Here is a 12,677-nt window from a genome sequence, read left to right on the forward strand (position 1 = left end):
GGATTGGGGACTGGGGACTGGGGACAAACAAAATTCAAGACTTTTTTATCTCTCTGAGAACTCCGTCCATCGACCTCAGAACCTCAAACTATCCAATTACCAATTACCAATTACCAATTACCAATTACCAATCCCCAATTACCAATTACCAATCTACCAATCACCTAATCGAGTACCATATTCTTCTTTACCCTGTTGTTGGGAACGAATGAAACGACAGTAACCGTTAAGACCTTTTTCAATCCTGTCTTTAAGCTGACTGACCCAGTTTAATTGTTCTGTGTTGCAGTAGCCTAAGCTTTCAGCAATAATGAAGGCGCTTTTGGTTTCAGTCAATGAGCCGCGAGCAATGTACATAAAACGCAATCTATCTAAGTAGTGATAACGTCCATAACCCTCAGCTATGTTCAGTAAAACGCTGCAAGCTGCTCTTCATAATTGATCGCTCAAATTGTAACGCTCACAATCAGGCAAACTATTTGCTAGTCTATAAGCCGCTTTTAGCAACTTAAGGCTATCTTGATAGAAGTCTAAAGACTCAAAACCCCTATCTGCCATATCATCTCAATCTAAAGTCTCTCAATTTTATGGGAGATTTTTACCCAGTCCCCAGTCCCCAATCCCCAATCCCTACTCCCTAATATGTAAAATGGTCAGCGTATCAAGCTTTGATCCAGGCGATCGCTTTATGGCCATTACAAAACGGCGACTACCGACATTTTTACAGTTCGGCAAAAGTTCCAATCTTTCCCAAAGACTCATGCTCATTGGGTTAGTCATTACCCTATTTTTCATCTTCCTGGCGTTCTTTGCTCCCGTATTCCAGGCTTGGGGATGGCTGCTAAACCCAAAAGATTTTCTCTCTAACCCAATCCACGAGCCACCCTCAGCTAAACATTGGTTTGGTACTAGTCGCTTGGGTTATGATGTCTTTTCCCGGACATTGTTCGGCGCTCAAGCTGCCTTGCAGGTGGTGATTTTGGCAACGGCGCTGAGTATGATTATCGGTGTGCCTTTGGGGATGCTGAGTGGTTATCTCGGCGGAAAATTGGATAAAGTGTTGCTGTTTATGATGGATAGCATCTACACTCTACCGGGGCTACTGCTGTCTGTGACACTAGCCTTTGTAGTGGGGCGGGGAATATTAAATGCAGCGATCGCGATTAGCATTGCCTACATCCCCCAATATTACCGCGTTGTTCGCAACCACACCGTTAGCGTCAAAACTGAAGTCTTCATAGAAGCGGCTCAAGCAATGGGCGCTTCCACTTGGGTTGTGCTTTCTCGTTATCTATTTTTCAACGTCATTCAAAGCGTACCCGTCTTATTCACACTCAACGCTGCTGATGCAATTTTGGTGTTGGGCGGTTTGGGCTTTTTGGGGCTGGGACTTCCCGAAGAAGTGCCAGAATGGGGACATGATTTAAAACAAGCTTTAGAAGCTCTACCTACTGGCATTTGGTGGACTACACTTTTCCCTGGTTTAACCATGACATTCATGGTGGTAGGGTTATCACTACTTGGTGAAGGGTTAAACGAATTTGTCAATCCCCGATTACGGAGAGAAAATGGAATCCGAAAATAATTAGTAAATAGTGGACACTTATTAGTCAACAGACTAATCATTGATAACTAGTAATTGATAACTGGAGAGATTTGGGTGAAAGATAACCTGACATTAATTGCCGCCGCTACTGGCGGATTTATCCTTTCTGTTGCCCTTGCTGGCATCTTAAGAGGTGCGCCGGTTACAGGTTGGCATGAGCAATCAAGTTTCCGCACCACGAATTTTGCTAATTTACAGAAATCGGAATTGAAAGCTTCGCGTCTTCTTCCAGGGGGAGACGCTGCGCGAACAGATCGGGGATGAAAAAAATGAACTGGAGAATAGGGAATTGCTGTTCACCAATGACAAATGACAAATGACAAATGACAAAATTCAAGTAATTGGCATTGATGTCGGGGGAACAGCAATTAAGCTGGGGCGGTTTACAGCCGATGGTACTTGTCTGCAATCTTTGACTGTGGCGGCTCCTCAACCGACAACGCCGGAGGCTGTGTTGGCGGTGCTGGTAGATGCGATCGCACAAATCGATCCAAATAATGAAACTGTTGCTATCGGTGTTGGGACTCCTGGCCCCTCCGATGCCGCAGGACGCATTGCCAAAATCGCCATTAACTTACCTGGATGGCTCGATGTGCCTTTAGCAGATTGGTTAGAAGCCAAAACTGACAAACCTACTGCGATCGCTAACGATGCCAACTGCGCTCTTTTGGGAGAAGCTTGGCTCGGAGCCGGTCGCCACTTGCAAAATCTGATTCTGCTAACTCTAGGAACTGGAGTCGGTGGCGCAATTATTCTAGATGGCAAACTATTTGTTGGACATCAGGGCGCTGCCGGGGAATTGGGTTTAATTTCATTAAATCCTGATGGGCCAATTTGTAATAGTGGCAATCAAGGCTCTTTAGAACAACATGCCTCGGCTACCGCCATTCGTCGCCGCACTCTCAAGGAACCCATCGAATTAGGTATTCTTGCCCAACAAGGAGATCCCGAAGCATTGACTTTTTGGCAAGAGTATGGTAAGAATTTGGGGGTTGGTTTGACGAGTTTGATTTATGTACTCACACCGCAAGCGATCGTCATTGGTGGTGGGATAAGTGGCAGCTTTGAGTTTTTCTTACCAGCAGCGAAGGCAGAAATTGAGAAGCGAGTTCAGCCTTTATCACGAGCGGGTTTACAGATTTTGCCAGCCGAATTAGGAAATTTTGCTGGGATAGTGGGTGCAGCAAAGTTGGCATGGCAATGCTATTCAGGGTTTTAGATTATGGTTCAAACAATTCCAGCTAGAGACATCAGTCTTTACGTAATTCGTAATTCGTAATGATGCTGTCTCTCTACGATATGCTGCGCGTAGCTTCCTTTCAGGGGTACGCGGATTCGCTACCACTACGCTAAAGTAATTTGTAATACTAGGACAAAGAATATCCTGTTGCCTTGTAAACGTATTTCACAACTTTTTCATAAGATTCGGGATTACTCACAGGGTTGATAATGATGGGAATAGTGCCATCTGGCAACCAGAAAGTTATCCTGCCGTTCGGTTCATGACAAAAGGAACTGATGCAGTTGAGATTAATTACATATTCATTTTTTTCGTAACAGATTTTTACCCAATGGGCACGATCTAATTCTAAGCTCGTCACACATTCTAAATAATCGAGAATTTTTTGATAGTCTTCCAGGTTATTTTGAGGGTTAATTACTATTGGAATGGCGCTATCGGGTAGCCAAAAAGTAACTCTGCCATTTACTTCATAACAAAAAGCATGGACACGTTCAAAATTCACTACATATTCTCTCCTCTCGTAAAGGATTTTCACCCAGTACGCCACAACATCTCCTCAAGTCAAAAATTTACGAATGATGCACCCTATATGTCAAAATCTACTGAAGCCTTAAGTTAATGTTGCTCTGTACAAATTAAAAATTAAAAATTGATTTTTAATTTTTAATTGTTATGACACCTCCAATGGTTTTGGTGTACCTGGAACTGATAGAGAAAGAGCGATCGCTGCTTGAATAAACCCTTTAAATAAGGGATGAGGGCTACTAGGGCGCGATTGAAACTCTGGATGAAACTGGCAAGCAAGAAAGAATGGATGCTTGGGTAATTCCACAATTTCAACTAACTGTCCATCGGGAGAAGTACCACTGATTACATAGCCAGACTTTAATAACAAATCGCGGTAAGCATTGTTGAACTCATAGCGATGTCGATGTCGTTCATAAATTACATCTTCTTGATAAAGCTTGAAAGCTAAGGTATCAGGGAGAACACGACAAGGATATAGCCCCAAGCGCATTGTACCCCCTAAATCGACAACTTCCTGCTGTCCTGGCAATAAATTAATAACTGGATCGGTTGTATGAGGGTCAAATTCAGCACTATTAGCATCTGTTAATCCCCTTACGTTCCTAGCCCACTCAATTACAGAACATTGCATTCCCAGGCATAAACCCAAAAAGGGAATTTGGCGATCGCGTGCGTATTTAATAGCGGCAATTTTGCCATCCACCCCCCGAACTCCAAAACCTCCTGGCACAACTATGCCATCGACACCCCCAAGATGAGTTTCGGCTGATTCATTTTCTAAATCTTCTGAGTTTATCCAACGCAGACGCAGTTTGCCATAAGTGGAGATTGCAGCATGGTTTAGTGCTTCCACTACAGATAGGTAGGCATCACTTAACTGCACATATTTCCCAACGATGGCAATTTCTAGCTCATGCTTGGGAGTATGTAACCTTTGTACCAAGGTTTGCCACTGCGTCAAATCTGGTTTGCGTTGCTCCATTTGCAGCAATTTCAAGACTTGTTCTGCCATTCCTTCCCGTTCCAGATTCAGGGGTACTTCATAGATACTTTTGGCATCTTGGGAAGTAATGACGCATTCTTCGGGGACATCGCAAAATCCCGATAATTTTTGCTTTAATCCCTTGGGTAAGGGGCGATCGCTCCGACAAACTAAAATATCTGGTTGAATACCAATGGATCTCAGTTCTTTAACTGAATGTTGTGTTGGCTTAGTTTTCATTTCACCCGCAGAAGCAATCCACGGTACCAACGTTACATGCATATACAGTACATGCTGCCGTCCTACTTCTTTACGGAACTGGCGAATCGCTTCCAAAAACGGCAGTGATTCTATATCTCCCACCGTACCGCCAATTTCTGTAATTACTACAGATGGATTTGTACTTTTAGCAACTCGCAGAATTCGCTCTTTTATTTCATTGGTAATATGAGGAATAACCTGTACAGTGCCGCCATTGTAGTCTCCGCGCCGCTCTTTATTGATGACTGCCTGGTAAATCGAGCCAGTAGTCACACAATTCAAGCGCGACATTGAGGTATCAGTGAAGCGTTCGTAATGCCCCAAGTCCAAATCTGTCTCTGCACCATCTTGGGTAACAAATACTTCACCATGCTGAAAGGGACTCATCGTGCCAGGATCGATATTAATATAAGGGTCGAGTTTGAGAATTGACACCGAATATTCGCGCGACTTGAGCAAACGTCCTAGACTTGCTGCTACAATGCCCTTACCAATACTGGAAACTACGCCTCCAGTTACGAAAATAAACTTAGTCATAGTAGTTTGAATTTCTCATAACTTCTAAAAATACATCCCGTCATTGTGCCACAGTTGTTGTGGTGTAATCTTCTGTGATTTTGTCGTGAAAAAACTTTTAGGATTAGTAATATTAAGCTGTATTTTTACATCCTCCATAGCATTGGCAGAGCCATCTCTTGTAGTCGTTTTTCCCGAAACAAACTACCAGACGAGTTCCGAAAAAATCTTTTTTTTGGGAACTGCACCACCAGATGGTCAGGTTTTGATCAATAGTAAGCCAATTACTCGCAGCAAAGCCGGTCATTTTTCCCCTAGTTTCCCCTTGCAGTTGGGGGAGAATCTTTTTACTGTGCGTCGCCAAAATCAAGAACTTAAGATTAAGGTGATTCGGCTGAACACTAACCCGGAACTACCACAGGGGGTAGCCTTTGCGAAAGATTCTTTGACTCCCGCAGTTGACATTGCCAGATTACCGGGAGAACCAATTTGTTTTAGCGCGATCGCACCCCCTAACGCCAATGTCTCTGTAACCCTGGCTAATCAAACTATTGCTCTTTCACCCCAACCTCAACAGGCACAACTACCAAGTAATTTGGCAGCTTTAACAGGGCAAAATCAGCCTCATGCCCAGTCTAGCGTAGGCGATTATCAAGGTTGTACCACAGTGGCAACAGCTGCCGATCTGGGAAAACCTCAATTTCAACTAACGCTGAATGGCAAAACCATCGCTCAAACAGGATCTGGTAAAATTCAAATCCTTTCAAGAGCAGAGTTGCCAATTTCTGAGGTTACAGTAGAGTCAGGCGTTGCTCGCACTGGCCCAAGCACCGATTATTCTCGACTCACACCACTGCCCAAAGGCACACGTGCCACAGTAACAGGTAGAGAAGGTGAATGGTTACGCCTAGACTATGGTGCTTGGATTAATAGTCAGGAAACCCGCATTCTTCCTAATGCAATTCCGCCACAGACAATAATTCGCAGTGTCGGATACCGTCAACTCCCTGGTGCCACAGAGATAGTTTTCCCCTTACAAGTTCCCGTACCTGTGAGCGTGCAACAAAGTGAGCAAGCGATCGCTCTCACTCTTTACAATACCACTGCCCAAACTGACATTATTCGTCTGGATGATGACCCCCTAATTTCTCGCCTAGATTGGCAACAGGAAGCTCCAGAACGAGTAAAATACACCTTTAACCTCAAAAAAGCTCAACAGTGGGGATATAAGCTGAGATATGACGGTACAACCCTGGTTTTGGCTTTGCGTCATCCGCCTAAAATCGGGAACACAAGACGCAAGCCTTTAGCTAATTTCAAGATTGTACTCGATCCAGGGCATGGCGGTAAAGAAACTGGTGCCAGTGGCCCAACTGGATATTTAGAAAAAGATGTGAATTTGGTTGTATCTAAGTTGCTGCGAGACGATTTGCTGAAGCGAGGAGCAACGGTTGTGATGACGCGAGAAGACGATCGCGAACTTTCCCTAGCAGAACGTCAGGCAATTATTAGTAAAGAAGAACCTGCGATCGCACTTTCCATACATCACAATTCTCTACCCGATAATGGCGATGCCGAAAAAACCAAAGGATTCGGCACTTTTTGGTATCAACCCCAAGCCCACAACTTGGCAATGTTTTTACAGAAATATGTAGTTAAAAAACTTGGTAGACCTTCATACGGTGTGTTTTGGGATAATCTGGCGCTCACACGCCCGACGGCTGCGCCATCGGTGTTACTGGAATTGGGCTTTATGAGTAATCCTGATGAATTTGAGCAAGTAGTGAACCCAGAAGAACAAAAGAAAATGGCTGATGCGATCGCTCAGGGGATTACTGAGTGGTTTAAGAGTGTTAAATAAATTTGCAGCTACAACTAGTATTGTATTGGTGGAGTGCGATCGCCTCCGGCGGGGCGTAGCCCATCGCTCTTTTTTAGTTCTGAAGTCACTTGCAAGATTTAATCAGTATTTGATGGCGATAGATTAAATTTGATACAACAAAATTACTTGTTGACACAATATGCCAGTTTTAGCATAATTGATATTACATGAGTGAACAACAAGAAAAACCCCTTAAATGGATTGCAAGCGCTCTTGATGATTTAAAGGAGTTTCCTGAAGATGTACAAGATGTAATGGGTTATGCTCTAGATTTGGCACAACATGGTGAAAAGCATCCTGATGCAAAACCTCTACATGGATTTTCAGGGGCTGGCGTTTTAGAAATTGTAGATAATTTTGATGGGGATACATACAGAGCAATTTACACTGTTAAATTTGCAGGAGTTGTTTACTTATTGCATTCATTTCAAAAGAAATCAAAACATGGTATTGCTACACCGCAACAAGACATAGATTTGGTTAAAAAAAGATTAAAAGACGCTCAGGAAGATTATTCAAGGGAAACAGCTAAAAAATGAGCAACGAAAATAATGTTTACGTTAGTAGCGGGAATGTGTTTGCTGATTTAGGATTACCCAATCCCGAAGAAAGACTAGTAAAAGCCGAACTTGTCCGTAAAATTAGTGAAATCATTGCTAGTCGAAAATTAACACAAGTGCAAGCTGGTGAAATTTTAGGAATTGATCAGCCGAAAGTTTCTTCATTAATTAGAGGAAGATTAAGTGGGTTTTCAACTGATAGATTAATTAGCTATCTGAATATTTTGGGTAATGATGTAGAAATTACAATTAAACCCAAACCTGAAGATCGCTCAATTGGACGTACAACCGTAGTCTGTTAATAAAAACTAAAGTAAGAAATTTTGTGCGGGAGTTTGTTACTTTCGGGTTTTTCAAAGAATTTTTCTTCTCTGCTGCTTTGAAGCGATCGCTGTTTTACAGAACCAAGCATTGCTCTCTAACCTTGCTGAAGCTGGAGCGCGATGTCTGACGACAAGGCTAGCGCCAACGCTATTTTTTAGCTAATTGTTGCTCAATGTTGCGAGTTTCCCCAATCATTGCCGAAAGCGAGATAGAGATTGTAGTGATTACTATGTATACATTTTATTTTTGAGGAAAGTGACGCTATGAAAATTAGTTATGACCAAGAAACTGACTCACTTTATATTCGCCTAGTCGATGGATATCATGAATAAGTATTCAGGCATATTTTCGGAATACAGCACTTCAGAGAAATCAGACTATGCTGTAATCTAACTGCTAAACGTAAATAATCTTTTTCAACTTCATCTAAAGTGTGTTGGTCAGTTAAATTGGAAATCTGTTTTTTTGTTTTATCAGCTAGTTCATAGTATTTTTTCTCCAAGTTTGTATATTTATCAGCTAGTTCATTTGCAACCGTCCTATGATGCTTGGCTGCTTGTCTATCACTTTCCCCAACAGCGTGAGTAGTAAAAGCACCAACAACAGCCCCAACAGCTAATCCAAGAGCGCCGAAAATAAAAGGAAGCATAAAAACTATGTAATCCTCTAAAATTTAATTCCTATTTTTCTGTGGGAAGATGAGGAAGTTGAGAACTAGAAAGCAATTTACTATCTGCTGATGTTAGTCCTAAAGATTGGGCAATAGCGACTGATTCGCGTAACCGTTGCATAGCCCCTTCTATTCCCGGTGCAATTGGACGATTTGTAATTTCTTGATTAATTGCTTCTGCTTCAGCTAAAAACTCTAGATTTTTCTGGTGTTCATAAATCAGTTCATTTTCAATTGCTTCTAATCTTTCTAATTCTTGTTGAGTTAAAGATTCATAATAGATTTTCACAGTTTTTTTATGGTCATCGAGGATTTTGAAAAACTCGTAAACCATACCCGCAGTTCCAACAACAGCTAAAACTGGTGCTGCTGCGGTTAAAGCGATCGCAATCGGTGGACAAGCTGCTGCTACTGTTGTGGTTACAAACGCTGTCACACCCCCAACTGTGCCGCCTTTTACCGTATCTTTCAATGTTTCTATAGCGGCTTCTTGTGCAGAAATTTCACCCCGAACTACGCGCAGGGCGTTGGCTAGTAACGAAAATGGTGCTGTTGTCGCTACACCAATTGCTGCTCCAAAGGGCGCGGCTTTAACACCTGCTTTGACTGCACCTGTTAGGTTGTCAAAATGCCATTTAGCATCTAGTCTTATTTGCTCCTGCGAAGTCATGGGTTTATCGCCACGAGCTAAATTATCTTTGGCGTTTTCCCACTCGATATTTTTGGGATCGTTTGAGCCGCCTTTGCTATGCGGTTTGATATGACTAGCGTGTTTATCTGATAGATATTTTTGGGTATTAGCATCAGTAGATTTGCCATCAATCCCTGCTCTTTGAGATGGAGGGATTTTATCTAACATTTCTTGGGCTTGCACTCTGGTTCTGATTGGATCACCAGGTCGAATCCCACCTTTATATAATCTACGGGCTGCACTTAAAGATAAATCCTCTAATTGGGCATGGTGAACGTTAATGTTGGCAGCTGCGTTAAAAGCGGAATTCTGCTCTTGTTCGTTAGACATGGATAAACAAATATATTGTGATGTATTACGTTTCTTTGTTTAATACCAAAGCATGGTATGAGCTTCTTTTCTTATGGTTCCCATTTGGGCATCAGATGCGATCGCCCAGGCAGGTTAAAAGCCGGAAGATGGAGCCATGCAGAAGATAGCAAAAACAGCCCTCAAGTTCTCGATTTCAGTGCTTCTACCATGCCAGAACAGCTTTGATTGCGAGTAAAAATATATGAAATCTTATATTTTGAAAGCGTATGTATTTTAAAATTGGCGGGATGGTGGGAGCGATCGCTATTTTATTAAGTAATGGTAGTGCCATTGCTGCCCCAACACTTTCAGCGATCGCCCAAGATGGACAAAGATATATCACTGTGGGGCATGATAAATTAGGCAACAGCATAGCTCTAGACACAGAAACCATTAAGGGCACGACATACAAGCTTTACGGAATGTACGGAGAAGGTATCTTTGAGACTACCTTCGATGCATCATGTACAGAATCGCGGCTTTTTCTGAATCACATTGCGATTTACGGTTCAGAGGGACAGCTACTTCAAGAGGATAAGGAGAAAGGAGAAATACCTTTTGTCGCAAATTCTTCACCAGGTAAAGGAATGAAAATTGTTTGTCAAAAGATTGGGGCCCGTGGTTGGTAGTTGTGAATGGGGAATCGGGAAGAAGCAAGGGAGAGGAGTTTTCCCCTCTGCCTCTTTTTAATGCCCAATTCCTAGTAGAAAATACTAAGGACAAAACAGCGTGTCACGCGTATCTCGTCCTGTGATTGGATTAGTCCCTTTGGCAAGTTTGCACAATTTTTTTTGCTCATCGGGACGCAACAGCGTATCGGTAAAATCTGCCCCATCAATGATTGCACTATCAAATCTGGCGTTAGCGGCAAACGCACCTTCTAAAAGTGCATTTGTTAAATTTGCTCTCACTAAACGAGCCGAGTCTAAAGTGGCATTTCTTAAATCAGAACCCTCCAAATTCGCAGATTCCAAATTTGCTGCAAAAAAACTGACACCGTTCAAATTAGCGTGGCTGAAGTTACTCTGGCGAAGATTAGCTTTGGTAAAGCTGGAATCTGTTAAATCACGTCCTGAGAAATCAGCCTCAACCAAAATTTCCTTATTATATTCGAGTGCCAAAGCTGTTGGAGCAAAACCGAGCGTTGCGGTGATGCCAACTATTCCCCACAGGAATAAGCTGAGTATATTTGCCCAAAAGTGATAGTTTGTTTTACACTTCAATCCGAATTGTCTTCGGGATGAATCGAGTGTAGAACCCTCCGTGCGTAAGCGTAGCCCGCCGCAGGCATCGCTTAACCTAGAATTCATAGAATTCATGATATTTTTAGTCAATGGCTAACTTTCCTCCATCTCATTATCCAGATATTGGTCATTTAGGAGAAGACCTAGCAGCCCAATGGTTGCAATCTACTGGTTGGATAATTCTCCATCGTCGCTTTTCTAGCCGTTGGGGAGAAATCGATATTATTGCCCAATATGATGCAATAATCAGGGAAGCAGAGGAGCGGGGGAAGAATTTCTCACGGGCTGAATGCCCCGCTACTGTTAACAGCACTCAGCACTCATTACTGGCATTTGTTGAAGTCAAAACCCGCAGTTCTGGGAGTTGGGATGCAGGGGGAAGAAGCGCTATCACCCCACAAAAGCAAGTAAAAATCTCGCAGACGGCTGGAATATTCTTAGCCCAGTACCCTGAGAAGGCAGATTATTATTGCCGATTTGATGTTGCTATTGTCTACTGTCAAAGGATATCAAAAAATCTGACTGGAGTTGCAGCAACTCAGGAAGCTCTAGCAACTTCATCAGCCGCCGGATACAAGTTTAAGCTGCAAGAATATATTCCCGCAGCTTTCGACTCTTTGATTGATAATGGTTAATTGGTAATGGATAAAATATCTTGATTACCAATGATTTTTTAGTGGCGTTACAACCAAATGTCATTACGCCAAAGTTTCAGGACAGTAGCCTAAGCCCCGGACAAACTGTTGTCGGAAAGCTTCGATTTCGTCTCTCTCTGGACTACCATGAGAAACGATCGCTACCTGATAGCGACGCATCACCTCTACAGGGCATTGTCCCGCTTCTAAACTCCAAAGTGCCATTTGCACCCTCATTGGTGGCTCGTAGCTAATTCCTAATTCATTTAGAAAAGCGCGAAAGTCGCCATCTTCTTGGGGCGAAACTTGACCTTTGAGTTTGATCCTAACCACCCAGCCATCAATTTGATGAATTACGGTGACGAACGAAACTGGTGTCTGGGGTCTAGCGTGCAGGTGTTGAACGACCCTCAGGGTTAGACTGGCATTCGCCAGATAATACAAGTATTCCATGTTTGTTGGTGCTTGGGATCAAAGCCAATCCTACATATCTATCTTCGTCAATCAGTGCCTGTTCCCGGTAGGGTAAAAGCCCCCGTTTTTAGATGGGGAGGTTTACCCAATTTTTATGTTAACTTTTCCGTGTTACTTAATAGTAACAATCTTATAGCCTGGCGACAAAATTGGGCAAAGATGCCTTAAAGTTCCAATATAAGAAAAAATTCAAACCTGCTTTTTTAAGAGAGTATAAATACTAAAATAAAGCAAAAACTAGTACAAGCCAATTTGAAAGATACCTCTAGCCCACAAAAAAAAGATTTTGAATTAGATTGCTCGGTAGCAGGCTATGACTACAAACTACCTCCAGAACTCATTGCCCAAAACCCAGCAGTTCCTAGAGATAGTTCCCGGTTACTGGTGGTTAATTCTCCCACTACAGGCACTGAAATAGAACCATCTCACCACATTTTCCATGATTTGCCTGCACTGCTTTGCTCTGGTGATTTGTTAGTTATGAACAATACAAGAGTTATTCCAGCGCGGCTTTATGGTCATAAATCTACTGGTGCGAAAATCCAGGTATTGCTGTTGGAAGAACGACAGTATAACTGTTGGTTAGCTTTAGTTAAGCCAGGAAAAAGCTTCAAACAGGGAACAAAGATTATTTTTGAAGCAAGGGGAGCAGGGATTAAGGGCGATGGGGATTTGGAAGATTCTTCCCTAGTCCCCAGTCCCCAGTCCCC

The 12,677-nt window shown here is 42.7% G+C and carries 18 protein-coding genes and 1 pseudogene; 12 read left to right on the plus strand and 7 right to left on the minus strand.

All coding sequences use genetic code 11. The features are described from left to right. Nucleotides 1-153: 153 nt before the first annotated feature. Nucleotides 154-420 (minus strand): annotated as a pseudogene (locus CDG77_RS30680) (four helix bundle protein); the annotation flags it as partial. Nucleotides 421-688: 268 nt separating this feature from the next. Between CDG77_RS30680 and CDG77_RS30685 the strand changes: the two are divergent. The 3 genes from CDG77_RS30685 to CDG77_RS30695 all read left to right on the plus strand — a co-directional run bounded on the left by CDG77_RS30685 (nt 689) and on the right by CDG77_RS30695 (nt 2,825). After that, on the plus strand, nt 689-1,585 hold the full coding sequence (locus CDG77_RS30685) for an ABC transporter permease (RefSeq protein ID WP_094333022.1): 897 nt from the start codon (nt 689-691) through the stop codon (nt 1,583-1,585). A gap of 75 nt (nt 1,586-1,660) precedes the next feature. After that, the gene (locus tag CDG77_RS30690) at nt 1,661-1,870 is read left to right on the plus strand and encodes a hypothetical protein (RefSeq protein ID WP_094333011.1); all 210 of its coding nucleotides are present in this window, start codon (nt 1,661-1,663) and stop codon (nt 1,868-1,870) included. A 52-nt stretch (nt 1,871-1,922) separates the two neighbouring features. Continuing rightward, a complete protein-coding gene (locus CDG77_RS30695; protein WP_094333012.1) occupies nt 1,923-2,825 on the plus strand; it encodes an ROK family protein in 903 nt (300 codons plus the stop codon). 148 nt (nt 2,826-2,973) lie between these two features. Here the strand turns inward: CDG77_RS30695 and CDG77_RS30700 are convergent, their stop codons facing one another. Both CDG77_RS30700 and CDG77_RS30705 read right to left on the minus strand, forming a co-directional pair. Continuing rightward, nucleotides 2,974-3,396 carry a hypothetical protein gene (locus tag CDG77_RS30700; protein WP_094333013.1) on the minus strand — a complete coding sequence of 141 codons (423 nt, stop codon included), beginning with the start codon at nt 3,394-3,396 and terminating at the stop codon, nt 2,974-2,976. Between the two features lie 123 nt (nt 3,397-3,519). Continuing rightward, a complete protein-coding gene (locus CDG77_RS30705) occupies nt 3,520-5,157 on the minus strand; it encodes a CTP synthase (RefSeq protein ID WP_094333014.1) in 1,638 nt (545 codons plus the stop codon). A gap of 85 nt (nt 5,158-5,242) precedes the next feature. On the opposite strand from CDG77_RS30705, the gene CDG77_RS30710 reads away from it, so the two are divergent. The 5 genes from CDG77_RS30710 (at nt 5,243) to CDG77_RS39235 (ending at nt 8,234) form a co-directional block, all read left to right on the plus strand. Continuing rightward, nucleotides 5,243-6,997, plus strand: coding sequence for an N-acetylmuramoyl-L-alanine amidase (locus tag CDG77_RS30710; RefSeq protein WP_094333015.1), 1,755 nt, complete (start codon nt 5,243-5,245; stop codon nt 6,995-6,997). After that, nucleotides 6,987-7,124, plus strand: coding sequence for a hypothetical protein (locus CDG77_RS37030; RefSeq protein ID WP_190234110.1), 138 nt, complete (start codon nt 6,987-6,989; stop codon nt 7,122-7,124). Before CDG77_RS30710 ends, CDG77_RS37030 begins: the two co-directional genes overlap by 11 nt. A 61-nt stretch (nt 7,125-7,185) precedes the next feature. Next, nucleotides 7,186-7,557 carry a type II toxin-antitoxin system RelE/ParE family toxin gene (locus CDG77_RS30715; RefSeq protein ID WP_094333016.1) on the plus strand — a complete coding sequence of 124 codons (372 nt, stop codon included), beginning with the start codon at nt 7,186-7,188 and terminating at the stop codon, nt 7,555-7,557. Beyond that, a complete protein-coding gene (locus CDG77_RS30720; RefSeq protein WP_094333017.1) occupies nt 7,554-7,880 on the plus strand; it encodes a helix-turn-helix domain-containing protein in 327 nt (108 codons plus the stop codon). The genes CDG77_RS30715 and CDG77_RS30720 overlap by 4 nt, the downstream gene beginning before the upstream one ends. Before the next feature lie 285 nt (nt 7,881-8,165). Further along, nucleotides 8,166-8,234 carry a DUF2283 domain-containing protein gene (locus tag CDG77_RS39235; RefSeq protein ID WP_143857127.1) on the plus strand — a complete coding sequence of 23 codons (69 nt, stop codon included), beginning with the start codon at nt 8,166-8,168 and terminating at the stop codon, nt 8,232-8,234. On the opposite strand, the gene CDG77_RS30725 is transcribed toward CDG77_RS39235, so the two are convergent. Continuing rightward, nucleotides 8,225-8,551 (minus strand): hypothetical protein, encoded by a 327-nt coding sequence (locus CDG77_RS30725; protein ID WP_223270066.1) that lies wholly within the window; start codon nt 8,549-8,551, stop codon nt 8,225-8,227. The two genes, CDG77_RS39235 and CDG77_RS30725, sit on opposite strands and share 10 nt — an antisense overlap. A 31-nt stretch (nt 8,552-8,582) precedes the next feature. Next, nucleotides 8,583-9,593, minus strand: a complete 1,011-nt coding sequence (locus CDG77_RS30730) for a hypothetical protein (protein ID WP_094333018.1) — start codon at nt 9,591-9,593, stop codon at nt 8,583-8,585. A gap of 57 nt (nt 9,594-9,650) precedes the next feature. Between CDG77_RS30730 and CDG77_RS37035 the strand changes: the two genes are divergently transcribed. Both CDG77_RS37035 and CDG77_RS30735 read left to right on the plus strand, forming a co-directional pair. Further along, nucleotides 9,651-9,800 (plus strand): hypothetical protein, encoded by a 150-nt coding sequence (locus CDG77_RS37035; protein ID WP_190234111.1) that lies wholly within the window; start codon nt 9,651-9,653, stop codon nt 9,798-9,800. Between the two features lie 41 nt (nt 9,801-9,841). Continuing rightward, the gene (locus CDG77_RS30735; RefSeq protein WP_094333019.1) at nt 9,842-10,243 is read left to right on the plus strand and encodes a hypothetical protein; all 402 of its coding nucleotides are present in this window, start codon (nt 9,842-9,844) and stop codon (nt 10,241-10,243) included. 84 nt (nt 10,244-10,327) lie between these two features. Here the strand turns inward: CDG77_RS30735 and CDG77_RS30740 are convergent, their stop codons facing one another. Then, nucleotides 10,328-10,924: a pentapeptide repeat-containing protein gene (locus CDG77_RS30740; protein WP_223270067.1), complete on the minus strand. Its 597-nt coding sequence runs from the start codon at nt 10,922-10,924 to the stop codon at nt 10,328-10,330. Nucleotides 10,925-10,947: 23 nt separating this feature from the next. Between CDG77_RS30740 and CDG77_RS30745 the strand changes: the two genes are divergently transcribed. Beyond that, the gene (locus CDG77_RS30745; protein WP_094333020.1) at nt 10,948-11,493 is read left to right on the plus strand and encodes a YraN family protein; all 546 of its coding nucleotides are present in this window, start codon (nt 10,948-10,950) and stop codon (nt 11,491-11,493) included. Between the two features lie 63 nt (nt 11,494-11,556). On the opposite strand, the gene CDG77_RS30750 is transcribed toward CDG77_RS30745, so the two are convergent. Then, nucleotides 11,557-11,946 (minus strand): hypothetical protein, encoded by a 390-nt coding sequence (locus CDG77_RS30750; protein WP_094333021.1) that lies wholly within the window; start codon nt 11,944-11,946, stop codon nt 11,557-11,559. A 246-nt stretch (nt 11,947-12,192) separates the two neighbouring features. Here CDG77_RS30750 and CDG77_RS30755 point away from each other — a divergent pair. Continuing rightward, a partial coding sequence (locus CDG77_RS30755) for an S-adenosylmethionine:tRNA ribosyltransferase-isomerase (protein WP_223270068.1) occupies nt 12,193-12,677 on the plus strand: 485 nt, incomplete at its 3' end.

This window comes from Nostoc sp. 'Peltigera membranacea cyanobiont' 213 (assembly GCF_002245975.1).
In the GTDB taxonomy this organism is placed as follows: Bacteria; Cyanobacteriota; Cyanobacteriia; order Cyanobacteriales; family Nostocaceae; genus Nostoc.